Raw genomic sequence first — 22,613 nt, forward strand, 5'->3', positions numbered from 1 at the left:
CGCCGGCGGTCACGACTTGTCCAGGTATTCGATCCGGTCAGTCGTCACGAAAGGCGCTGCCAGCGAAGCCAATTCGAGGTTGTCCGGATTATCGGCGTAGGCCCGCACGCAGAAGTCGCGCGCGGCCTCGATGACGTCGCGGTGGTCGGCCAGCGAGAGCAGGCGCAGATTGATCGCGCGACCGGACTGGTTGCGGCCCAAGACGTCTCCCTCCCGGCGCTCCTTGAGGTCAAGGTCGGCGAGCGCGAACCCGTCCAGGGTGGCGGCCACGGCGGAAAGCCGCCGGCCCGCCGGCGAATCCGGCGAAACCCAGCTGGCGAGTAGGCACAGGCTGGGATGCCGGCCGCGGCCGATACGACCGCGCAGCTGATGCAGCTGGCTGATGCCGAATCGGTCGGCATCCATCACCAGCATCACCGTGGCGTTGGGAACGTCCACGCCCACCTCGATGACGGTGGTGCACACCAGCACATCGATCTCACCGGCCCGAAACGCCGCCATCGCGGCATCCTTGTCGTCGGCGGACAACCGCCCGTGCATCAGTCCCAGACGCAGATTCGCCAGCTCGCCGGAACGCAGCCGGGCGTAAAGACCTTCGGCGGTTTCCGACGGTCTGACATTCTGCTCCTGCTTGTCCGCGTCGTCGGTCTCGTCGATCCGCGGTGCCACCACGTAGGCCTGGCGTCCGGCGGCAATCTCTTCGGTGATGCGCCGCCAGGCGCGCTCGAGCCACGCGGGCTTGTCCTTGACGAAGATGACGTTGCTGGTGATCGGCTGGCGTCCGCGCGGAAGCTCGCGCAACGTCGAGGTTTCCAGGTCGCCGTATACGGTCAACGCGACCGTACGCGGTATCGGCGTCGCCGTCATCACCAGCAGATGTGGGGTGACGCCGGGGCGGGCCTTGGCGCGCAACTGGTCGCGCTGTTCGACACCGAAGCGGTGTTGCTCGTCGACCACCACCATGCCCAGGTTGTGGAATTCCACCGCGTCCTGCAACAGCGCATGCGTGCCGACGACGACCCCTACCTGGCCACTTGCCACCTCGTCACGGACCTGCTTCTTCTGCGCCGCCGTCATGGAACCGGTGAGCAGGGCGACCCGGGTCGCGTTGTCCGCTCCGCCCAGCTGGCCCGCCATCGCCAAGGGGCCGAGCACGTCATTGATTGACCGTAAGTGTTGGGCGGCAAGGACTTCCGTGGGAGCAAGCAGCGCACACTGGTAACCGGCGTCCACCAGCTGCAGCATCGCCAGCACCGCGATGATGGTTTTCCCCGAACCGACCTCGCCTTGGAGCAGGCGGTTCATCGGCCGGGTGGCCGACAGCTCCTGCGCGAACACGTCGAGCACTTCACGTTGTCCCGCGGTCAGCTCAAACGGCAACCGCCGCAACAGTTCCGCGGACAGACCGTCGGGGCGCGGCGGCGCCGGGGGCCCCGATTCCGACAGCTCGCTGTGCCGGCGGGCGACCAGCGCCCACTGCAGCCCGACGGCTTCGTCGAAGGTCAGACGTTCCCGCGCGCGCCTCCGCGCCGACTCGTCCTCCGCCAAATGGATGTCGCGCAACGCCTGGTCTTCGGAGGCCAGGCCGTAGCGGCCGCGCAGGTCGGCGGGCAGCGGGTCATCCACCGGATCCAGGACGTCGAGCACCTGACGCACGCATCTGAAGATGTCCCAGCTCTGCAGCTTGGTGGTCGCCGGATAAATCGGAAAGAAGGCCCGCTCGAAGGCCGCCATCTGCACCTCGCCGGTGGTGGCCTGCGAGGCGATGGCGATGTTCTTCAGGGAGCTGGTGCCGCGGTTCTTGCCGTCCGGGGAGTCGAGGATGAGGAACGCCGGGTGCGTCAGCTGCATGACGTTCTTGAAGAATCCGACCTCCCCGGAGAGCATCACTTTGGTGCCCTCGGTCAGATCTTTTTTCAGGTAGTTCGCGTTGAAGAACGTCGCGGTCACCTTGTTGCGCCCTGCCCCGAGGGTGATGCGGTGGCACAGCTTCTTCGGGGTCTTCTTCATCGGCCACGTCTTGGTTTCGGTGATCGTGTCCACGAGCGTGATGTGCTCGCCGGCCGGCGGTCGTTGATCGTCGGAGCCCCACCGGGTGGCGCCCTCGGTGTAGCTGCGCGGATAGTGGCGCAGCAGATCGTCGACGGTGCGGATCCCCAACTCCTCGTCGAGCTGGTCGGCGGCCTTGGCGCCCACCACGAAATCCAGCCGGTCGCCCAGCGAAGCCACGGCTACTCGACCCCGATCAGCAGCGCATCACCGCGATGGCCGGTGCGGTACGTGACGAGCTCGGTTCCCGGGTGGTGGTCGTGCATGTGCTTTTCGAGGATGTCGCCCACGGCCGCAGACTTCTCGTCCGTGTCGACGTCGGCGCCGACCAGCACCGTCACCAGGTCACCACCGGAGGCCAGCAACAGATCGAGCAGGCCGATGGCCGCCGCGATTGCGTCGGCGGCCACGATCAGCACCTCATCCCCGGCGATCCCCAGGCCGTCGCCCGGCTGGCAGCGTCCCGCCCAGGTCAACGCGCTCTCGGTCGCGATGCGCACCGATGCGTGCCGGGCCGCACCGGCGGCGCGGGCCATCGTGTAGCCGTCGTCCACCGCCTGCCGGCCGGTTTCGTGCACGGCCAGCGCGGCCAGCCCCTGCACCATCGACCCCGTCGGGATCGGCACCACGTCGATACCCCAGCCGATGGCCGCGGTGCACCCGGCTACCAGCTCCTCGGCGGGCACGTAGCCGTTGGGCAGCACCATCACCTGCGCGGCACCGGTGTCGACCACCGCCCGCATCAGCTGGTGGGCGCTGATATTGGTGACCGGCTCGTTGGCGGCCGGATCGCGCTGCAGCACGCAGGCGCCTTCACCGCCAAACAGCTCGGCGGCACCGTCGCCGTCGACGACGGCCAGCACCGCGCGTTCGCGCGTCCAGCCGCCGGCCGGCAGGCCGGTGCCGCCGGAACTCAACGCAGAGATCACGATGCGGCTCAACCGCCCCGCGGCCAGCCCCGCCTCGACCGCGGCGCCCGCGTCGTCGGTGTGCACGTGCACCGAGTACGTGCGATCGGCCGACGACGGCGCGGCCGCGATGCCCACGGAGTCGCCCAGCTCCCCGAGCCGGTCGCGCAGCGCGTCCGCCGCGCCCGGGTCGCATCCGTCCAGCCGGTACATCACCTCGAACTGCGGCGCCGGGCGCTCGCCGGTGCTTTCCTGTTGCGGTGCCCGCGGCGACAGCTCGTACACGGTTCGGGCCGGCGCCTGCCCGGTGACGGTGGTGCGCAGGGCGTCCAGCAGGACCAGCAGGCCGCGCCCGCCGGCGTCCACCGCACCGGCGTCGGCGAGCACGTCGAGCTGTTCGGGCGTCTTTTCCAACGCGACGACCGCCGCATCACCGGCGGCGATGATCGCCGGGGCGAGCCCTTCCCCGGCCTGCGCGCACTCCCCGACCGCGTCCGCCGCGGCACGCAGGACCGAGACGATGGTCCCCGGGACCTCGTCGCCGCCCATCGAGGCGATGACCAGGTCGACGCCGCGGCGCAGCGACGCCCCGAGGACGGCCGCGTCCATGTGGGGCAGCTCACCGCCGCAATCGGCGGCCGCGAGGGCGGTGACGTCGGCGATGCCGCGCAGGATCTGGGACAGGATCACGCCGGAATTGCCGCGAGCGCCGTTCAGCGCACCGGCCGACATCGCCGCGGCGGTCCGGGCGACGCACGCCGAGGCGGCCTCGGAATTGACGCCCGCGTTGGCCTCGGCCAGCGCCGATCGCATGGTGAACAGCATGTTGGCGCCGGTGTCGGAATCGGCAACCGGAAAGACATTGAGCCGGTTGATCTCGTCGATGTGGGTGATCAGGTCGCTGACGGCGGTGTGCGCCCAGTCCCGCAAGGTGACCGCGTCCAGCAGACGCTCCGACGGTCCCAGTGTTACCCACCTCCTCGACACCTAGCTTCCGGTGGGCGCCAGCGTAGCTCGGCGACCAGGCGACGGCTGCCGGTGACCACCACCCTCGCCGGCGGGGCAATCCGACCCATTGAGCCTAGCCAGACGGGACGACAGCGGTGGCGATCGTTTTGGTGGTTGCCAGGACAATCGGTATCCTGGTTCGGCCCGGGTCAGCCCGGGCTGTCCCGGCCACGTGTCAGACCGCCGAGCCGGACCCCCGAGATTTGAGGAGCTTGAACCATGGCCGCTGTGTGCGACATCTGCGGGAAAGGCCCCGGCTTCGGTAAGTCGGTGTCGCACTCCCACCGCCGCACCAGCCGTCGGTGGGACCCCAACGTCCAGACCGTGCACGTTGTCACCCGGCCGGGCGGCAACAAGAAGCGGCTGAACGCCTGCACGTCCTGCATCAAGGCCGGCAAGGTCGTCCGGGGCTAGGGGCGATCGCAAGCGCGGCGTAGCCGGGCGCTGGGGGCACCCCCGCGGAGCTGGGGGACTGGTCGCCACGCTCGGGCCAGAGCCCGCGGCTACATCACGACGTGCCCGGCATCGACGGGTATTGACACGCCCGTCACGTAGCGGGCACGGGGACCGACCAGCCACAGTACCGCTTCGGTCACGTCTTGCGGTTCGACCAGCGGCACGTCGGGCAGCAACATCTGCGAGACGGCCGGGTTCGGGTTCTCCAGCATTCGGTTGACGACGAAGGCGTTGAGGATCATCGGCGTCATGACGCCGCTCGGATGCACCGAGTTGACCCGAATCTTGTGTGGCGCATAGGCATTGGCCGCTGACCTCATCAACCCCACCACCCCGTGCTTGGACGCGGCGTAGGCGAACATCGCCGCACTGCCATCGCCGCCGCGGCCGGTCAGCCCCTGCGACGAACTGACCAGCACGATCGACCCGCCCTGGCCCTTACGGATGATCGACGGCACCGTGGCCAACAGCGTGTGCCACACGCCCTTGAGGTTGGTGTCGACGATCGAGGTGAACACCGGTTCGGAATGGGCTTCCGGGTCGCCGATCGCCACCACCCCGGCATTGGCGACGACGATGTCCACCTCCCCAAGGTCGTCGATTCCGCTTTGCACTGCGGCCTCCAATTGCGGCAGGTCGCGGACGTCGGCGACGAGGGGCACCACCTTCCGGCCCGCGGCTTCGACCAGCCGCGCGGTCTCATCGAGATCCGACTTGGTCCCCAGCGGGTAGGGAATGGCGTCGATGTCGGCGCAGATGTCCACGGCGATGATGTCGGCGCCCTGTTCGGCGAAGGCCACCGCGTGACTGCGGCCCTGGCCGCGCGCCGCACCGGTGATGACGGCGACCTTGTTGTCGAGTTCACCCATGGCTACACCTCCAGCTTCGTGCCGGTCTCTTGTTCGGCGAAGGCCACCAGGCGGGCGGCCGTGTCATAGTCGCAGGCGAGAGGCGACCGGCCGATCAGCACCGGGCCGCCGCGCAGGCCGAACCTGCCGCTGACCCCGACGTAGCTGCCCGGCGGCAGCGGTTCGCTGATGCAGTACAGCGTGGGCGCCGCGCCCTCGTCGATGTCGTTGGCCAGCCGGTCGGCCACCACCTTGACCACTTTGTGGGCCACCGCCATCAGCGGCGAGTCGCCTATCTGCGACAGGTTCGAGGCGACCCAGCCCGGATGGGTGAGCTGGGTGACTATCGGCGACCCGGCGGCGCGCAACCGGCGGTCCAGCTCCAGGCCCCACAGCATCACCGCGAGCTTCGATTGCGCGTAGGCGCCCAGCCGGGTCCACTTGTGCCGGCGCAGGTGTAGGTCATCGAGGCGCAGCGTCGCCGACCGGTGCGCGTCCGAGCCGACGTTGATGATCTGCGCACGCACTTTGGGCAGCAGCAGGTTGGTCAGGGCGAACGGGCCGAGCAGGTTGGTGCCCAGCGTCATCTCGAACCCGTCAACCGTGTCGGTGCGGCGGTCGGTCAGGGCGCCGGCGTTGTTGATCAGGATTTCGACGTCGTCGTCGATCGAACTGGCGAAGGCGCGCACCGAGGACTGGTCGGCGAGGTCGACCCTGGCCACGGACGTCGAGCCGCCCATCTCGGCGGCGCGTTGCTCACCCAGCTCGGTGTTGCGCACCGCCAGGATCACCTGCGCCCCGGCTTTGGCCAGGGCACGGGCGGTGCCCAGCCCGACGCCGTTGGTCGCTCCCGTCACGACGATTCGTTTGCCGGTCAGGTTGCCGAGCCGGTCCGGCGTCCAGGGTAGGGTCACGGCGATCAAGAGTAATGGTCGGTTCTATGTAAATTGGACCGGTTCTGCCACCATTGTTCGCGGAAGCGGAGGAGATGGGCTCGAAGGTGGTTCCACATGAGTGACAGCGCAACAGAAATCACCAACCTCATCTACACCTACGCTGAGCTTCTCGACGGCGGGGACCTGGACGGCGTGGCCCGGCTGTTCGAACACGGCCGCATCTGCGGCGTGGAGGATGGCCCACCGGAGACGGTGTTCGCCGGGGCCGCCAGGGTCCGCGAGATGTATGAGATGGCCACGCGCATCTACTCCGACGGCACCCCGAAGACCAAGCACAACACGACCAACGTGCAGCTGCACATCGACGAGGCCCAGGGGACCGCCCGCAGCACGTCCTACTACTGCGTCACGCAGGCCACCCCCGACCTGCCGCTGCAAGTGATCGTCACCGGGCACTACAAGGACACCTTTGCGCGGGTGGATGGCGCCTGGCGGTTCGACAGCCGCACCATGTTCGTCGACCAGGTCGGCGACGTCAGCCAGCATTTGAAGTTCTGATCGCGTGGACGCCCCGGGTCCGTTCGATTTCGCCTCCGTCATGGCCGACGCCCCACGCAAGGAGGCGCTCACCGACTGGGGCCCAGGCGAATTCGAGGGCCCGCTCCGTGTGTTGCTGGCCGACGGGCGTCCGCGTGAGGCGGCGCGCCCGGCCTACGCCCTACCGGCCTACGGCCTGCGGCCCGAGCAGGTGGATGAGCGATTCAGGTTGTACAACAAGCGTTTTGGACACTATATCGGAGGAACAGCGCATGCCTGATGACCCCGTCGCGACGAGATCACAGCACGAACAGGAACTGGCCGCCCTCGAGCTGATCGAGCACCCGGTCGTCAAGGCCGCCTACCAGACGGTGGCCGAAAATTGGCTGGGCCGTGCGAAGGCGTCCGGCGCGATGCGGGAGCGGTTCGACGACGCGTTCGCCGAGGTGATGTTCTCGGCGGCGGTGTGGTCGTCCAACCAGGACAAGCTGAGGCCGAAGGTCAGCTGCATCACCCGGCTGGCGCACCCCGTCGACGGCCGGCGCATCCCCGGATCACGTTGGGGCATCGACAATCCCGACAGCGTGTACCGGGTGATCCCGATCTCCGGCGACGAACGCTACGAAATCCGCGGCCGGGTGGGCGAGCATCGCATGACCGAGAACTACTTCACGCTCTGGGATGCCCACATGGGCACCGTCGACGTGCTGAATGGGCGCACCATGCGGGTCGACTCCGACGGCAGCTTCACCATCACCGTGGACGCCAACCTCACGGCCGGGCGGCCCAACCACGTGCAGACCTCCCCCGCGGCGCACGAGTTCTACATCCGGGATGTGCTGCTGGACTGGGGCCGCGACGACCCCAATTACCTTGAGGTGCAACGGCTCGGGGGGCCGTCGGCGACACCGGCACGCACGCTCGACGAGCAGGCCGAGGCCACCGCGGCGATGATGGTGTACTTCGCCAACTTCACCGGCAAGCTCAGCCACGGCGTGTACAAGATGCCCCCCAACCATTTCAACCTGGCCTGGTCGGCCGACAAGGTCGGCGCGATGCGCAACCAGGTCTACGTCATGGGCCGTTTCGACCTCGCGCCCGACGAGGCGTTCGTGGTGGACCTCAACGACGGTGGCGCCGAATACTTCACGGTGCCGCTGAGCAACATCTGGGGTACCACGCTGAACATCCTCGACCGCACCGGCAGCCTCAACAAGGCGCAGTCGGTGGCCAACGAGGACGGCAGCTATACCTACGTGATCGGGCCGACCGATCCCGGTGTGGCCAACTGGATCGACTCCGACGGCATGCGCGAGGGCATCTTGACCCTGCGCATGGCGGAATTCGGGGAGGCGGGTCCGCGCGAGGACCTTGGCGCTCGCGGGCGGGTGATCAAGCTGGACCGGCTCGACACCGAGGTGCCGCACCTGCCGCGGGTCAGCCCGCGGGAGCGGGCCGCCCAGCTCGCGGCCCGGCGAACCGCGTATCTGCGTCGCCTGCCGGAAGGGGCGATCTAGCGATGTCGCGCTGGCTGATCACCGGATGCTCCACCGGCTTCGGTCGCGAAATCGCCCGCGCCGCACTGGATGCCGGCCACAGCGTGGTGGTGACCGCGCGGCGGGCCGACTCGGTGCGCGACTTCGCCGACGAGTTCGGCGACCGGGCCGTGCCCGTTGCGCTCGACGTGACGGACGCCGACCAGATCGCGGCGGCGGTGGCGTCGGCCGACGCGGCGTTCGGCGGCATCGACGTCCTGGTCAACAACGCCGGTCACGGCTACCTGTCCGCCGTCGAGGAGGGCGAGGACCCCGAGGTTCGACAGCTGTTCGAGGTCAACTACTTCGGCACGGTGAACATGATCAAGGCGGTGCTGCCGGCGATGCGGGCCCGCGGCTCCGGGCACATCATCAACATGTCGTCGATGACCGGCCTGGTCGCCAACCCGCCCAATGCGTATTACTCGTCGACGAAATTCGCCCTGGAGGCGATCACCGAGGCGCTGGCCACCGAGGTGCGCCCGCTGGGAATCAAGGTGACCGCCATCGAGCCGGGCGCCTTCCGCACAGACTGGGCGACACGGTCGATGAAGGAGTCCGGCACCCCGATAGCCGATTACGTTGACGTGGCGGCGCGCAAGGACCTGATCAAGCAGTTCGCCGACCATCTCCCCGGTGATCCGAAAAAGGTCGCCGAGGCGGTGCTGATGGTGACCACGCTTGACAAGCCGCCGCTGCGGCTCCTGCTGGGCCGCGATGTGCTCAAGGCCATGCGGGACAAGATCGCCGCGCTGTCATCGTCGATCGAGGAATGGAAATCCGTCACCAAGGACGTCAACTTCGAGGGGTCGTGAGTCACTCGTCGAGGAACACGGCGTGCCGGCTCTCGCTTCCGAGCGTCACGCCAGCGTGGCGGTCGTCGCCGGGCGTCACGCCAGCGTGATCGTCGCGAGGGCCCTAGTCGCGGACCACGATCACCGTCTTGCCGGGGCGACGGCCCGGGCGCCCGCCGCTTTCGAACGCCTCGCGGCCCCGCTCGAGCGGGAAGGTCTCGGCGATCTCCGCCCGCAACTCTCCCCTGTCGACCAGCGCCGCGAGCTCGACCAGCTGATCCCGGTTCGGTGTGACGATGAAAAAGGTTGCCGTGACGCCGTATTCGTCGGCTGCGCCCGCCGGCGGCGGCGCGGACAGGGTGACCAGCCGCCCGCCCGGGCGGAGCACCGAAAACGACCGGTCCAACGTCGCTCCGCCGACGGTGTCGATCACGACGTCATAGACCGCGTCGTCGAACGTCTCGGTGCGGACGTCGATCACCCGGACGGCGCCGAATCCCCGGACGAGGTCACCGGTGTCGCTGCGCACCGTCGCGGTGACGCTCGCGCCCAGCATCGCGACCAGCTGAACCGTCAGGGCGCCCACCCCGCCCGCGCCGCCGTGCACCAGCACGGCCTCACCCGGGCGCACCCGGGCGTGGTCGACCAGGGCCTGCAGGGCGGTCAGACCCGCCAGCGGCAGCGCGGCGGCGACGGCGTGCGACACGGTCGACGGCTTGGCGGCCAGGTCCGCCGCCGGGACGCAGACGAATTCGGCCGCCGCGCCGTCCCGGTCGAAACGGATCAGCCCGTACACCTCGTCGCCGGGCGCGAAATCCGCCACGCCCGGGGCCACCTCGGAGACGACGCCCGATACTTCATGCGACGGGATCACCGGCGTCCGGCTCACACCGTCTCGGGTCCAGGTCTCGTCCCACGTCAACTCGTCGAACGTGATGGCGGCGGCGTGGACGGCCAGCAACACCTCACCGGCGGCCGGGGCCGGCACCGGCGCCCGCTCGACGACCAGCTGCTCCGGGCCGCCCCGGCGGTGCGCCCGCAAAGCCCTCATCTCGGTCACGGCAACCGCCAATCGATGGGATCAGCGCCCATGCCCGTGAGCAGTTCGTTGGCGCGGCTGAATGGACGTGACCCGAAGAATCCCCGAGACGCCGACAGCGGCGACGGGTGCGGCGACTCGATCGCCACGCAATTACCATCGGCCAGAATCGGTTTGAGCGTCGACGCGTCGCGGCCCCAGAGGATCGCCACCATCGGCTGCGAGCGCGCCGCCAGCGCGCGGATCGCGCACTCGGTCACCGCCTCCCAACCCTTGCCGCGGTGCGAGGCCGGATTACTCGGGCGCACGGTGAGGACCCTGTTCAGCAGCATCACCCCGCGCTCGGCCCACGGCGTCAGGTCACCGCACGAAGGCTGCGGATGGCCGAGGTCGGCGGCGTATTCGTCGAAGATGTTCGCCAGGCTGCGCGGCAACGGTCGCACGTCCGGAGCTACCGAGAAACTAAGGCCCACGGCGTGCCCCGGCGTCGGGTACGGGTCTTGCCCGACGATCAGCACCCGAACCCCATCGAAGGGAAAAGTGAACGCGCGCAATACGTTCGGGCCGGCGGGTAGGTACCTGCGCCCGGCCGCGATCTCGGCCCGCAGGAACTGGCCCATCGCGGCGACCTGATCGGCCACCGGCTGCAACGCGGTGGCCCAACCGGGATCGACGAGCTCGCTCAACGGCCGCGCCGTAGTCACCGGCCCTTTCGAAGCGTCAAGGCTCATCGCGCCACCCTAACCGTCGTACGACTGCCAGCCGGCGTAGCCGGTCCACTGTTGCCCGTCGACAAGGACTTCGGCCTTTCCCTCGAGAACCCGTCCGATGATTCGCCATCCGGCGGGCGCGGGACCGGCGAAACAGGCCACCAGGGCGTGGTCTTCGCCGCCGCCCAGCACCCACGACCATGGGTCGGCGCCCGCGGCGGCGCCCGCAGCCGTCAGTGCGTCGTGGTCCGCGGTCAGCGCCGCCGTGGACAGGTCCATCGCCACCGCCGATGCCTCGGCGATGTGCCGAAGGTCGGCGACCAGGCCGTCGGAGACGTCGATCATCGCTTGCGCTCCCCCGGCCGCCGCCGCCACGCCCTGGCCGTAGGGCGGCTGGGGAACCAGATGCCGCCGGCGCAGCGAATCGAAGCCCTCAATTCCCTTGCCGAACAACGAAAGCCCGGCCGCCGAGCGGCCGAGCTCACCGGCGACCGCGATCACCGAGCCCGGTTTCGCGCCGGACCGCAGCACCGGCGTACGGCCGTCGAGGTCACCGAGCACCGTCACGGAGATCACCCACTGCGGGCAGCTGACGAGATCGCCGCCGGCGATGCCGGCGCCGATGCGCTGCGCCTCATCCCACATACCGCCGACCAGCCCGTCCACGTCGCCCGCCGGAGTGCCGCCGGGCGCGCCGAACGCCACCACAAAGGCCGTCGGCCGCGCCCCCATCGCCTCGATGTCGGCGGCGTTCTGGGCAATGGCCTTGCGCCCGACGTCGCGGGGAGTCGACCAGCCCAGCCGAAAATGCCGATCCTGCACGAGCATGTCGGTCGACACCGCGATGCGGCCGTCCCTGGCGTGCACCACCGCCGCGTCGTCGCCGGGCCCGACCGCCACCGCGGCCGGCTGCCGGCGGCCGCGCACCAGGCGATCGATGACGGCGAACTCCCCGAGTTGCTGCAGCGTGGGTTCCGATGCGTCGTCGCGCACGCCACCTCCTCCGGCGCTTTCTTACCCTGTGCGGGCCTCTATCAGGTCGCCGACCTGCGGTAAGTTGGTTTACTGCCCGCGCGAGCGGCCCGCGCCAGTGTAGAACCCTGCACCGCTGTGCCAGAGATAGGAGGTGCGCGGCGGTGACGACCGATCCCGAGACCGACCCCGCGATCGACACGGGGCCGCCACCCGCGATCATCATCGCGGCGGTCGCGTTGGCCGTCGTGGCGATAAGCGTGATCCTGGTGATCGCGGCGAATCGTGAGGCGCCGCCGCAACCGGTCGCCGTATCGGCCGCCCCGGCGCCGCAGGCCGACAGCCCTGCGTGCCGGGCATTGGCCGGGGCGCTGCCGCAGCGGCTCGGGGACTATCAGCGCGCGCCCGTCGCGCAACCCGCGCCTCATGGCGCCGCCGCATGGCGGGCCGGTCCGGACGGCGAGCCGGTGGTGCTGCGCTGCGGACTCGATCGTCCCGCCGAGTTCGTGGTGGGATCTCCGATTCAGATCGTCGACCGCGTGCAGTGGTTCGCGGTGCGTCCCGAACAGCAATCCGCCGGTGACGCGGGCAGATCGACCTGGTACACGGTCGATCGGCCCGTGTATGTGGCGCTCACGCTGCCGTCCGGATCGGGCCCGACGCCGATCCAGCAGCTCTCCGAGGTGGTCGACCGCAACATCGCGGCGGTGCCCATCAACCCGGGACCGGCCGGTTAGCTAGTCCGATGGTGGCGACCCGCTTCGCCCGGCTACGCCGCCCTCGCGATCGCCACTAGCGCAGCCCCACGCCGCGGGCCAACGCCGTTTCGACCATGGTCGCCAACAGGGTGGGATAGTCCACGCCGCTGGCCGCCCACATCCTCGGGTACATCGAAATCGTGGTGAACCCGGGCATCGTGTTGATCTCGTTGAGCACCGGCCCGTCGTCGGTGAGGAAGAAATCGACCCGGGCCAAGCCCTGGCAGTCGATGGCGTTGAAGGCCCGGATCGCCAAATTCCGGATGCTGTCGGCGATCTCGTCGTCCACCTTCGCCGGCACGTCCAATTCCGCCGCATCGTCCAGATATTTGGTGGCGAAGTCGTAGAACGAATCCTCGCGTCCGCGCACCCCGGCCACCCGGATCTCGCCAACCGTGCTGGCTTCTATTGTGCCGTCGGGCATTTCGAGTACGCCGCACTCCAGCTCGCGACCGGTGATCGCCGCCTCCACGATCACTTTCGGGTCGTGCCGGCGCGCGACCGCGACGGCCGCGGCCAGGTCCTCCCAGCGCGCGACCCGGGTGACGCCGATCGAGGAGCCGCCCCGGGCGGGTTTGACGAACACCGGCAGGCCCAGCCGCTCGCACTCATCGGCTCGCAGCGTCGACCGCGACGGGCGCAGCACCGCGTACGGGCCGACGGGCAGCCCTTCGGCGACGAACAGCTTCTTGGTGAATTCCTTGTCCATGCCCGCCGCGCTGGCCAGCACGCCGGCCCCGACGTAGGGCACCCCCGCCAGCTCCAGCAGGCCCTGGATCGTCCCGTCTTCCCCGTACGGACCGTGCAGCACCGGGAAAACCACGTCGACCGACGCCAGGACCTCACCGGCGCCCGAGGAGAGGGAGACCAGTTGGCCGCTGCGCCGCGGATCCGCCGGCAAAGCCAGTTCGGTGCCCGACTGCGCGGTCACCTCCGGCAGCTGCCGGTCGCTGATGGCCAGCGCGTCCGGGTCGCCGTCGGTGAGCACCCACGACCCTTGCGGGGTGATGCCGATGGCGACCACCTCGAACCGCTCGGGGTCGAGGTTGCGCAGGATGCTGCCCGCGGACACACACGAGATGGCGTGCTCGTTGCTGCGCCCACCGAAGACGACGGCGACGCGCACGCGGCTCCCGCTGGCACTCACAACCTGGAGAGGCTACCGGTTGCGCGGCAGGCGGGCCGGGCGGCGGGCCGCTAGCTGGGGTTTCGGTTGCCGCACGGTAGTCACTCGGGCTTGGTCCGGCGCCCGAGCAGCAGGGCCATCGCCTCGTCCACCGACAGCCCCTTGTGGCACACGCGGTGCACGGCGTCGGTGAGCGGCATCTCGACGTCGTAACTGGACGCGAGCGCCAGCACCGACTCGCACGACGTCACACCCTCGACGACATGGCCGCCGCCGGCCTGCATCGCCGACTCCATGGTCCCGCCGCGACCCAGGCGTTCGCCGAAGGAACGGTTGCGCGACTGCGGCGACGTGCACGTCGCCACCAGGTCGCCCACCCCGGCCAGACCGGCCAGCGTGGCGCCCTTGGCGCCGAGCGCGATACCCAGCCGGATGATCTCCGCCAGACCCCGCGTGATGATCGCCGCCGCGGTGTTTTCGCCAAGCCCGACGCCGGCCGCCATGCCGCACGCGAGCGCGATGACGTTCTTGCACGCCCCGCCCACCTCGGTGCCGACGACATCGCTGTTGGTGTACGGGCGGAAGTAACCGGTATTGAGCATGCGCTGCAGGGCGACCGCACGCCCGGAGTCGCTGCACGCCACGACGGTGGCGGCGGGTTGACACTCGGCGATCTCGCTGGCCAGGTTCGGCCCCGAGACCACCGCGACCTGAGCCGGGTCGACACCCGTCACCGAAACGATGACCTGACTCATCCGCATCAGCGTCCCCAGCTCGATGCCCTTGGCCAGGCTGACCAGGGTGGCGCCGTCGGGTAACAACGGCGCCCACGCTTCGAGGTTGGCGCGCATCGTCTGCGCGGGAACTGCCAACAGCACCGTCGAGGCGCCGCCCAGCGCCTCGGTCGCATCGGTGGTCGCGCGAACGTTCACCGGCAGTTCCGCGCCGGGCAGGTAGTCGGGGTTGGATCGGGTGGTGTTGATCTGGTCGGCGACCTCGGATCGACGGGCCCACAGCGTGACCTCCGCATCGGGTTCGCCGGCCTCGACGAGCACCTTGGCCAGCGCCGTCCCCCACGCCCCGGCACCCATGACCGCGACGGCGCCCTTCGAACTGGCCATTCGCCACCCCCGTCTGTCGTCTCGGCGTGTTGCAGCCGCTACACCCTAGATCAGCGGCCGTCGCGCGAGCTAGCGCGTCCGCCTTGAGCGGTCGCTGGCAGGATGAGATCTCATGAGCGGCACACGAGCCGACGAACCGGGTAGAGACGTCGCCCTGATCGTCGCCGTCAAACGCTTGGCCGCGGCCAAGACGAGGCTGGCCCCGGTGTTCTCGGCACGCACCCGGGAGAACGTGGTGCTGGCCATGTTGGTCGACACCCTGACCGCCGCGGCCCGTGTCGGTTCATTGGGCTCGATCACCGTCATCACGCCCGACGAGGCCGCGGCCGCCGCGGCGACCGAGCTCGGGGCCGAGGTGCTGGCCGACCCGACACCCGAAGGGCACCCCGACCCGCTCAACAACGCCATCGCCACCGCCGAACGGGCGGTGGGCGGTTTCTTCCCGAATGTCGTTGCGCTGCAGGGGGATTTGCCGGCGCTTCAGACGCAGGAACTGGCCGAGGCGATCGCCGCCGCCCGGCATCACCGGCGCAGCTTCGTCGCCGATCGGCTGGCGACGGGAACCGCCGCCCTCTTCGCCTTCGGCGCCCCGCTCGATCCGCAGTTCGGGTCCGATTCGTCGGCGCGACACCGACGTTCGGGCGCGATCGAACTGACCGGTGCGTGGCCGGGTCTGCGCTGTGACGTCGACACCCCCAACGACCTAGCCACGGCGCGCCGGCTCGGAGTCGGGGCGGCGACCGCCCGTGCCCTCGCCCAGCAGTGACTCCTGCCGCGCCGCGGCGTACCTGTCTGCGCCGTGAACGTCGGCACAACGGCGAATGGATGTCCGCCGAGCGCTAGCAGCATCGGCAAGTGATGAGCAATGATCGCAGAGTGACCGAAACCGAAGCTGAGGTGCGCGCCGAAGAGAACTTGTGGTATCACGGCGACTCGGCCGTGGCAGCGCCGCCCGCGGCGACGCCGGCCGCGCTCACCGACCTGCCGGAGGATCGCTATCTCAACCGGGAGCTGAGCTGGCTGGACTTCAACGCCCGCGTGCTGGCGCTGGCCGCCGACAATTCGCTGCCGTTGTTGGAGCGAGCCAAGTTTCTGGCGATCTTCGCCTCCAACCTCGACGAGTTCTACATGGTCCGCGTCGCCGGCCTCAAGCGTCGTGACGAGATGGGGCTGTCGGTGCGGTCCGCCGACGGCCTGACGCCGCGCGAGCAACTGGCCCTGATCGGCGAACAGACGCAGCGGATCGCGACCCGCCACGCGCGAGTGTTCCTCGACTCGGTGCGACCGGCGCTCGCCGAGGAAGGCATACATATAGTCACGTGGGCCGATTTGGCTCAGGCTGAGCGCGACGAACTGTCCACCTATTTCCACGAACAAGTCTTTCCCGTTCTCACGCCGCTCGCCGTCGATCCCGCTCACCCCTTCCCCTTCGTCAGTGGGCTGAGCCTGAACCTGGCGGTCATGGTGCGCCAGCCCGAAGACGGCGGCCAGCACTTCGCGCGAGTGAAGGTCCCCAACAACGTGGATCGTTTTGTCGAACTGGGCGCAGGCGATAACGATGACGGCGAAGGCCCCACCATAATCCGCTACCTGCCAATGGAAGAGCTGATCGCGGCCTTCCTGCCGGTGCTGTTCCCCGGCATGGAGATCGTCCAGCACCACGCTTTCCGCATCACCCGCAACGCCGACTACGAGGTCGAAGAGGACCGCGACGAAGACCTGCTGCAAGCGCTGGAACGTGAACTGGCGCGCAGGCGGTTCGGGTCACCGGTGCGGCTCGAGGTCGCCAACGACATGACCGAAAGCATGCTGGAATTGCTGCTCCGCGAACTCGACGTGAATCCGGGTGACGTCATCGAGGTGCCCGGCCTGCTCGACCTGTCGTCGTTGTGGCAGATCTACAGCCTCGACCGACCGGCGCTCAAGGACCCGGCGTTCGTTCCGGCCACCACTCCCGCGTTCGCCGACCGCGAGACGCCCAGGAGCATCTTCGCGACGCTGCGCGAAGGCGATGTGCTGCTGCACCATCCGTACGAGTCGTTCTCCACCAGCGTGCAGCGATTCATCGAGCAGGCCGCCGCCGACCCGAATGTGCTGGCGATCAAGCAAACCCTGTACCGCACATCGGGTGATTCGCCGATCGTTCGGGCGCTCATCAACGCCGCCGAGGCCGGGAAGCAAGTGGTGGCGCTCGTGGAGATCAAGGCGCGATTCGACGAGCAGGCCAACATCCGCTGGGCGCGCGAGCTGGAGCAGGCGGGCGTGCACGTCGTCTACGGATACGTCGGACTCAAGACGCACTGCAAGACGCTCCTGGTGGTCCGCCGCGAGGGTCCGGCGATCCGGCGCTACTGCCACATCGGAACCGGCAATTACAACGGAAAGACGGCGCGACTGTACGAGGACGTGGGCCTGCTCACGGCGTCTCCCGAAATCGGGGCCGACCTGACGGACTTGTTCAACTCGCTTACCGGCTATTCGCGCAAGGTCTCCTACCGCAACCTTCTGGTCGCCCCCCACGGCATTCGCACCGGCATCATCGAACGCGTCGAGCGTGAGATTGCCGCCCACCGCGAACACGGTGGCGGCCGGATCCGGCTCAAGATGAATGCGCTCGTCGACGAGCAGGTCATCGACGCGCTCTATCGCGCGTCGATGGCGGACGTGCGGGTGGAGGTGGTGGTGCGCGGCATCTGCGCGCTGCGGCCCGGCGCCGAAGGATTCTCGGACAACATCTCGGTCCGTTCGATTCTCGGTCGGTTCCTGGAGCATTCCCGCATCATGCATTTCAATCGCATCAACGAGTTTTGGATCGGCAGCGCGGACATGATGCACCGCAACCTCGACCGGCGCGTCGAGGCGCTGGTTCAGGTGAAGGACCCCAGGCTGACCTCATACCTGGACGAGCTGTTCGAGTCCGCGCTGGATCCGTCCACCCGGTGCTGGGAGCTGCGGCCCGACGGACAGTGGATCGCGTCACCGCAGGACGGCCACACCGTGCGCGATCACCAAGTGTCGTTGATGGAGCGACACCGCAATCCGTAGCCCCTGCGTGGTGATTTACGGTTGTTTTCCGGCCGCACCGCAAAATTGGGCGCGGCCCCGACCGAATTGACGTGCAGGAGTTGAGTTGCCGACCAAGAGCTCGCCCACCGATCGGCGTCCGGGAAGCCGGATCGTGTACGCCGCCGGAGCGGTGTTGTGGCGGCCGACTGATTCCTCCAACCCCGGCCTCGAGCTCGCGGTGATCCACCGCCCCCGCTACGACGACTGGTCGCTGCCTAAGGGGAAGGTGGACCCGGGCGAGACGGCGCCCGTTGCCGCGGTGCGAGAAGTGTGCGAGGAGACGGGGCAGCACGCGGTCCTGGGCCGGCGGCTCGACATGGTGAGTTACCCGGTCGAGGCGGGCGTCAAGAAGGTCTACTACTGGGCCGCGCGCAGCACCGGCGGTGACTTCACCCCCGGCAACGAGGTCGACGAACTCATATGGCTGCCGATTCCCGAGGCGCTGAATAAGCTGACCTATTCACATGACCGGAAGATGTTGCGACACTTCATGAAACAACCCGCCGATACGCGTTCGGTGGTGGTGGTGCGGCATGGCACGGCGGGGCGGAAATCGCGCTTCAAGGGCGACGACACCCAGCGACCGCTGGACAAACGCGGACGGGCGCAGGCCGAGGCACTGGTTCCGCAGCTACTGGCCTTCGGCGCCACAGACGTGTACGCGGCCGACCGCCTGCGCTGCCATCAGACGGTGGAACCGCTGGCCGAGGAATTGGGCGTGACGGTGCACAACGAGCCAACCCTCACCGAGGAGTCCTACGCCAAGAGCCCCAAACGCGGCCGGCACCGAATGCTCGAGATCGCCGAGCAGGAAGGCACACCGGTCATTTGCACTCAGGGCAAGGTGATCCCGGACTTGATCGCCTGGTGGTGCGAGCGGGACGGGATACGTCCCGACAAGTCGCGCAACCATAAGGGCAGCACATGGGTGCTCTCACTATCGGATGGCCGACTGGTGGCGGCCGACCACATCGGCGGCGCGCTGGCCGCCAACGTGCGGGCCTGACACACGAATACCCCTCGGGCGCACCGCTGCGACCCGAAGGGTATTCGTGTTGAGAACTCGGCTGCTGCCTTAACGGCGACCGCGACGCGCGGTGGCCTTCTTGGCGGGAGCCTTCTTTGCCGCGGCCTTCTTGGCCGGAGCCTTGGTCGCGGCCTTCTTGGCCGGTGCCTTCTTCGCCACGACCTTCTTCGCCGCGGTCTTCTTGGCGGGAGCCTTCTTCGCCGCGGCCTTCTTCGCCGGAGCCTTGGTCGCGGCCTTCTTCGCCGGAGCCTTGGTCGCCGCCTTCTTGGCCGCGGTCTTCTTGGCGGGAGCCTTCTTCGCCGCGGCCTTCTTGGCCGGAGCCTTCTTGGCCGCGGTCTTCTTGGCCGCGCCGCTTGCCACTACACCACGCTTCACTGCAGGTCCTTCCGACGGGAGACGCTGTGCGCCAGAGACAACCGCTTTGAATTGAGCACCAGGACGGAACGCCGGGACGGAGGTCGGCTTTACCTTCACCGTCTCGCCGGTACGCGGGTTGCGGGCCACCCGGGCCGCGCGGCGCCGTTGCTCGAACACACCGAACCCGGTAATGGTGACGCTGTCCCCCTTGTGCACGGCACGCACAATGGTGTCGACAACGTTCTCGACGGCAGCGGTTGCTTGCCGACGGTCGGTGTTCAATTTTTGAGTGAGCACATCAATGAGCTCTGCCTTATTCATCCAATCCCTCCGACGCTAGTGGTCCTCGATTTGAACCGACTAGTGCACACGGTAAACCCTCACCCAGCAAATTTCCAAGAGCCACGCGCAATTTCAGTCGGAGGTTTCGCAATCCGGTTGCCGCCCTTGACCGGTGGCGGGACTTGGAAATCGGCCCGGTTTAGTTAGGTGAGCGAGAAGAAATTCCGGCGTTCTCGACCGTTCAGGAGGCGGGGAGAGTGCGCGGTTTCCACTGCGGATAGGCCGCCTCGTACGACTCGATTTTGTCGAGTTTCCGCAGCGTAAGGGCTATATCGTCGAGCCCTTCGAGCAGCCGCCAGGCGGTGTGGTCGTCAATCTTGAACGGCAACACCGTCGTTCCCGCGGTGATATTTCGATCTTGAAGATTGGCAGTGATTTCCAGCCCCGGACTCTGCTCGATCAGCTTCCAAAGTAGTTCCACGCCGTCCTGAGAAACTTCGGCCGCCAGCAGCCCGGCCTTGCCGGCGTTGCCCCGGAAGATGTCACCGAATCGAGACGAGATAACCACCCGGAACCCGTAGTCCATGAGCGCCCACACCGCGTGCTCGCGCGACGAGCCGGTGCCGAAATCGGGGCCGGCGACCAGGACCGACCCACGGTCAAAGGGGCTGAGGTTGAGGACGAATGAGGGATCCGACCGCCAGCTGGCGAACAACCCGTCCTCGAAACCGGTTCGGGTGACCCGCTTCAAATACACCGCCGGAATGATCTGATCGGTGTCGACATTGGACCGCCGCAACGGCACACCGATACCGGTGTGGGAGTGAAATGCTTCCATGCTCATCTCTTCTTCTCGATTAGGTCAGTTCAAATCGGCCGGGGCGGACAATGTGCCGCGAACCGCTGTCGCGGCGGCCACGGCCGGTGACACCAGATGCGTACGGCCGCCTTTCCCCTGGCGCCCTTCGAAGTTGCGGTTGGACGTCGCCGCGCACCGCTCCCCCGGTGCCAGCTGGTCCGGGTTCATCCCCAGGCACATCGAGCAACCCGCCTGTCGCCATTCGGCGCCCGCCGCGGTGAAAACCTCGCCGAGCCCTTCGGCTTCGGCCTGCGCGCGCACCCGCATCGAGCCGGGCACCACCAGCATCCGCACGCCGGACGCCAGCTTGCGGCCGCGCAGAACGTCGGCGACCACCCGCAAGTCTTCGATACGACCGTTGGTACAAGAGCCAACGAACACGGTGTCGACCGCGATTTCGCGCATGGGAGTACCCGGCCGAAGGTCCATGTAAGCCAACGCTTTCTCGGCGGCCTGCCGCTCGGCGTCGCCGGTCATCAGCTCCGGGTCGGGCACGGCCGCGGCCAGCGGCACGCCCTGCCCGGGGTTGGTTCCCCACGTCACGAACGGGCTCAACGATGTTGCGTCGAGGTGGACCTCGGTGTCGAAGACGGCACCGGGGTCGGTGTGCAGATCCTGCCAATAGCGCATCGCCGCGTCCCATTGCGCCCCCTGCGGCGCGTGCGGCTTGTCACGCAGGAATTCAAAGGTGGTGGCGTCCGGAGCCACCATGCCCGCCCGGGCGCCGGCCTCGATGCTCATGTTGCAGATCGTCATCCGGCCCTCCATCGACAGCGATTCGATGGCGCTGCCGCGGTATTCGATGACGTGCCCCTGCCCACCGCCGGTTCCGATCTTGGCGATCAACGCGAGAATGATGTCCTTGGCGGTCACACCGGCGGGCAACTCGCCATCGACATTGACGGCCATCGTCTTGAACGGCCGCAGCGGCAACGTCTGGGTGGCGAGCACATGCTCGACCTCCGAAGTGCCAATGCCCATAGCCAGCGCGCCGAATGCGCCGTGCGTCGACGTGTGACTATCACCACAGACGACCGTCATTCCCGGTTGGGTCAGACCCAATTGCGGCCCGACGACATGCACGATGCCCTGCTCGATATTGCCCATCGGATAAAGGCGAATGCCGAATTCGGCGCAGTTGCGGCGCAAAGTCTCTACCTGGGTTCGCGAAACCGGATCGGCGATCGGCTTATCGATGTCGACCGTGGGCACGTTGTGGTCCTCGGTGGCCAGCGTCAGATCGGGCCGGCGCACCGGCCGGCCGGCCAGCCGCAGCCCGTCGAAGGCCTGGGGGCTGGTGACCTCATGGACCAGATGCAGATCGATGTAGATCAGGTCGGGTGCCCCTCCTTGTTCGGGGTCGCCCCCTTTATCCACAACGTGGTCGTCCCAGACCTTTTCGGCCAGGGTGCGCGGCTTGCCGGATCCCATCTGAAAATTCGCCTCGATTCCCTCATCTGCGGCTCGCCGATCGACCATGGGCTGTGATCTCAGAATGCGAGACGCTAGTATCTCGTTGTGAGACAGCATAGCGGCATCGGCGTCCTCGACAAAGCCGTGGATGTTCTGCACACGATCGCCCAATCCCCGTGCGGATTGGCCGAACTGTGCGAGCGAACCGGATTGCCCAGGGCCACCGCGTATCGGCTGGCCGCAGCGCTCGAGGTCCATCGACTGCTGGCCCGCGACGACGAAGGGCGTTGGGGACTCGGCCCGGCCGTCAACGAGCTCGCCGCCCACGTCAACGATCCGCTGCTGGCCGCCAGTGCGGGGGTGCTTCCGCTGTTGCGCGAGACCACCGGGGAAAGCGTGCAGCTGTACCGCCGCGAGGGCACCGAACGGGTCTGTGTGGCCGCCCTGGAACCGGCTGCGGGCCTTCGCGATACGGTCCCGGTCGGGGCGCGGTTGCCGATGACGGCGGGCTCGGGCGCCAAAGTGCTGCTGGCCCACAGCGACGCGGCGACGCAAAAAGCGGTGCTCCCGACGGCGAAATTCACCGAGCGCACCCTGGCCGAAGTGCGGCGGCGCGGCTGGGCACAAAGCGTGGCCGAGCGCGAGCCCGGGGTGGCGAGCGTGTCAGTTCCCGTGCGCGACGGCCGCGGTGCCGTCATCGCCGCCATCTCGGTGTCGGGACCCGTCGACCGCATCGGTCGACGCCCCGGCGCGCGCTGGGCCGCCGATCTGCTGTCCGCGGCCGAAGCGCTCACCCGCCGGCTCTGAACTCGCCGCGTGCACCAGCGCACACTCGACCACACGGGGCCTGAG

At 68.3% G+C, this 22,613-nt stretch carries 21 protein-coding genes; 9 read left to right on the forward strand and 12 right to left on the reverse strand.

Annotated features, from left to right (window positions below):
- Positions 1 to 9 precede the first annotated feature (9 nt).
- Positions 10 to 2,229, reverse strand: coding sequence for an ATP-dependent DNA helicase RecG (gene recG, locus A5678_RS08200; protein WP_068040699.1), 2,220 nt, complete (start codon positions 2,227 to 2,229; stop codon positions 10 to 12).
- 2 nt (positions 2,230 to 2,231) lie between these two features.
- Positions 2,232 to 3,923 (reverse strand): DAK2 domain-containing protein, encoded by a 1,692-nt coding sequence (locus A5678_RS08205; RefSeq protein WP_068040789.1) that lies wholly within the window; start codon positions 3,921 to 3,923, stop codon positions 2,232 to 2,234.
- A 261-nt stretch (positions 3,924 to 4,184) separates the two neighbouring features.
- On the opposite strand from A5678_RS08205, the gene rpmB reads away from it, so the two are divergent.
- Positions 4,185 to 4,379, forward strand: a complete 195-nt coding sequence (rpmB, locus tag A5678_RS08210) for a 50S ribosomal protein L28 (RefSeq protein ID WP_068040701.1) — start codon at positions 4,185 to 4,187, stop codon at positions 4,377 to 4,379.
- A gap of 89 nt (positions 4,380 to 4,468) precedes the next feature.
- On the opposite strand, the gene A5678_RS08215 is transcribed toward rpmB, so the two are convergent.
- Both A5678_RS08215 and A5678_RS08220 read right to left on the reverse strand, forming a co-directional pair.
- A complete protein-coding gene (locus A5678_RS08215; protein ID WP_068040703.1) occupies positions 4,469 to 5,290 on the reverse strand; it encodes a mycofactocin-coupled SDR family oxidoreductase in 822 nt (273 codons plus the stop codon).
- Positions 5,291 to 5,292: 2 nt separating this feature from the next.
- Complete coding sequence (locus A5678_RS08220; RefSeq protein WP_068040791.1) at positions 5,293 to 6,183, reverse strand: SDR family NAD(P)-dependent oxidoreductase; 891 nt, start codon at positions 6,181 to 6,183, stop codon at positions 5,293 to 5,295.
- Between the two features lie 96 nt (positions 6,184 to 6,279).
- On the opposite strand from A5678_RS08220, the gene A5678_RS08225 reads away from it, so the two are divergent.
- The 3 genes from A5678_RS08225 (at position 6,280) to A5678_RS08240 (ending at position 9,052) form a co-directional block, all read left to right on the forward strand.
- Entirely contained in the window at positions 6,280 to 6,723 is a 444-nt protein-coding gene (locus A5678_RS08225; RefSeq protein WP_068040705.1) for a nuclear transport factor 2 family protein, read from the forward strand.
- 251 nt (positions 6,724 to 6,974) lie between these two features.
- Positions 6,975 to 8,219, forward strand: coding sequence for a DUF1214 domain-containing protein (locus A5678_RS08235; protein WP_068040708.1), 1,245 nt, complete (start codon positions 6,975 to 6,977; stop codon positions 8,217 to 8,219).
- A gap of 2 nt (positions 8,220 to 8,221) precedes the next feature.
- On the forward strand, positions 8,222 to 9,052 hold the full coding sequence (locus A5678_RS08240) for an oxidoreductase (protein ID WP_068040711.1): 831 nt from the start codon (positions 8,222 to 8,224) through the stop codon (positions 9,050 to 9,052).
- 103 nt (positions 9,053 to 9,155) lie between these two features.
- Here A5678_RS08240 and A5678_RS08245 read toward each other — a convergent pair whose 3' ends face one another.
- Genes A5678_RS08245 through A5678_RS08255 form a run of 3 tightly spaced genes read right to left on the reverse strand, consistent with a single transcriptional unit; the run spans position 9,156 to position 11,773 of the window.
- Positions 9,156 to 10,082, reverse strand: a complete 927-nt coding sequence (locus A5678_RS08245) for an NADP-dependent oxidoreductase (RefSeq protein WP_068040793.1) — start codon at positions 10,080 to 10,082, stop codon at positions 9,156 to 9,158.
- Between the two features lie 5 nt (positions 10,083 to 10,087).
- Positions 10,088 to 10,801: a uracil-DNA glycosylase gene (locus tag A5678_RS08250; RefSeq protein ID WP_068040713.1), complete on the reverse strand. Its 714-nt coding sequence runs from the start codon at positions 10,799 to 10,801 to the stop codon at positions 10,088 to 10,090.
- 9 nt (positions 10,802 to 10,810) lie between these two features.
- Positions 10,811 to 11,773 carry a thiamine-phosphate kinase gene (locus A5678_RS08255; RefSeq protein WP_068040715.1) on the reverse strand — a complete coding sequence of 321 codons (963 nt, stop codon included), beginning with the start codon at positions 11,771 to 11,773 and terminating at the stop codon, positions 10,811 to 10,813.
- A gap of 143 nt (positions 11,774 to 11,916) precedes the next feature.
- Here A5678_RS08255 and A5678_RS08260 point away from each other — a divergent pair, with 143 nt between their 5' ends.
- Positions 11,917 to 12,489 (forward strand): DUF3515 domain-containing protein, encoded by a 573-nt coding sequence (locus A5678_RS08260; protein ID WP_068040717.1) that lies wholly within the window; start codon positions 11,917 to 11,919, stop codon positions 12,487 to 12,489.
- A 55-nt stretch (positions 12,490 to 12,544) separates the two neighbouring features.
- Here the strand turns inward: A5678_RS08260 and A5678_RS08265 are convergent, their stop codons facing one another.
- Together A5678_RS08265 and A5678_RS08270 are read right to left on the reverse strand one after the other, a co-directional pair.
- Complete coding sequence (locus A5678_RS08265; RefSeq protein WP_068040719.1) at positions 12,545 to 13,657, reverse strand: D-alanine--D-alanine ligase family protein; 1,113 nt, start codon at positions 13,655 to 13,657, stop codon at positions 12,545 to 12,547.
- A gap of 80 nt (positions 13,658 to 13,737) precedes the next feature.
- The gene (locus tag A5678_RS08270) at positions 13,738 to 14,757 is read right to left on the reverse strand and encodes an NAD(P)H-dependent glycerol-3-phosphate dehydrogenase (RefSeq protein WP_068040721.1); all 1,020 of its coding nucleotides are present in this window, start codon (positions 14,755 to 14,757) and stop codon (positions 13,738 to 13,740) included.
- Between the two features lie 112 nt (positions 14,758 to 14,869).
- On the opposite strand from A5678_RS08270, the gene cofC reads away from it, so the two are divergent.
- The 3 genes from cofC (at position 14,870) to A5678_RS08285 (ending at position 18,829) form a co-directional block, all read left to right on the forward strand.
- Positions 14,870 to 15,523: a 2-phospho-L-lactate guanylyltransferase gene (gene cofC, locus A5678_RS08275; protein WP_068040723.1), complete on the forward strand. Its 654-nt coding sequence runs from the start codon at positions 14,870 to 14,872 to the stop codon at positions 15,521 to 15,523.
- 89 nt (positions 15,524 to 15,612) lie between these two features.
- Positions 15,613 to 17,802, forward strand: coding sequence for an RNA degradosome polyphosphate kinase (locus A5678_RS08280; RefSeq protein ID WP_068040724.1), 2,190 nt, complete (start codon positions 15,613 to 15,615; stop codon positions 17,800 to 17,802).
- Between the two features lie 85 nt (positions 17,803 to 17,887).
- Positions 17,888 to 18,829 (forward strand): bifunctional NUDIX hydrolase/histidine phosphatase family protein, encoded by a 942-nt coding sequence (locus A5678_RS08285; protein WP_068040727.1) that lies wholly within the window; start codon positions 17,888 to 17,890, stop codon positions 18,827 to 18,829.
- A gap of 69 nt (positions 18,830 to 18,898) precedes the next feature.
- On the opposite strand, the gene A5678_RS08290 is transcribed toward A5678_RS08285, so the two are convergent.
- The 3 genes from A5678_RS08290 to leuC form a co-directional block, all read right to left on the reverse strand.
- The gene (locus tag A5678_RS08290) at positions 18,899 to 19,528 is read right to left on the reverse strand and encodes an HU family DNA-binding protein (protein ID WP_068040729.1); all 630 of its coding nucleotides are present in this window, start codon (positions 19,526 to 19,528) and stop codon (positions 18,899 to 18,901) included.
- Between the two features lie 202 nt (positions 19,529 to 19,730).
- Positions 19,731 to 20,327 carry a 3-isopropylmalate dehydratase small subunit gene (gene leuD, locus A5678_RS08295; RefSeq protein ID WP_068040731.1) on the reverse strand — a complete coding sequence of 199 codons (597 nt, stop codon included), beginning with the start codon at positions 20,325 to 20,327 and terminating at the stop codon, positions 19,731 to 19,733.
- Positions 20,328 to 20,351: 24 nt separating this feature from the next.
- Entirely contained in the window at positions 20,352 to 21,779 is a 1,428-nt protein-coding gene (leuC, locus tag A5678_RS08300) for a 3-isopropylmalate dehydratase large subunit (RefSeq protein WP_068040796.1), read from the reverse strand.
- 87 nt (positions 21,780 to 21,866) lie between these two features.
- Between leuC and A5678_RS08305 the strand changes: the two genes are divergently transcribed.
- A complete protein-coding gene (locus A5678_RS08305) occupies positions 21,867 to 22,568 on the forward strand; it encodes an IclR family transcriptional regulator (protein WP_068040735.1) in 702 nt (233 codons plus the stop codon).
- Positions 22,569 to 22,613: the final 45 nt, after the last annotated feature.

It is taken from the genome of Mycobacterium sp. E2733, from assembly GCF_001667585.1.
Lineage (GTDB): Bacteria > Actinomycetota > Actinomycetes > Mycobacteriales > Mycobacteriaceae > Mycobacterium.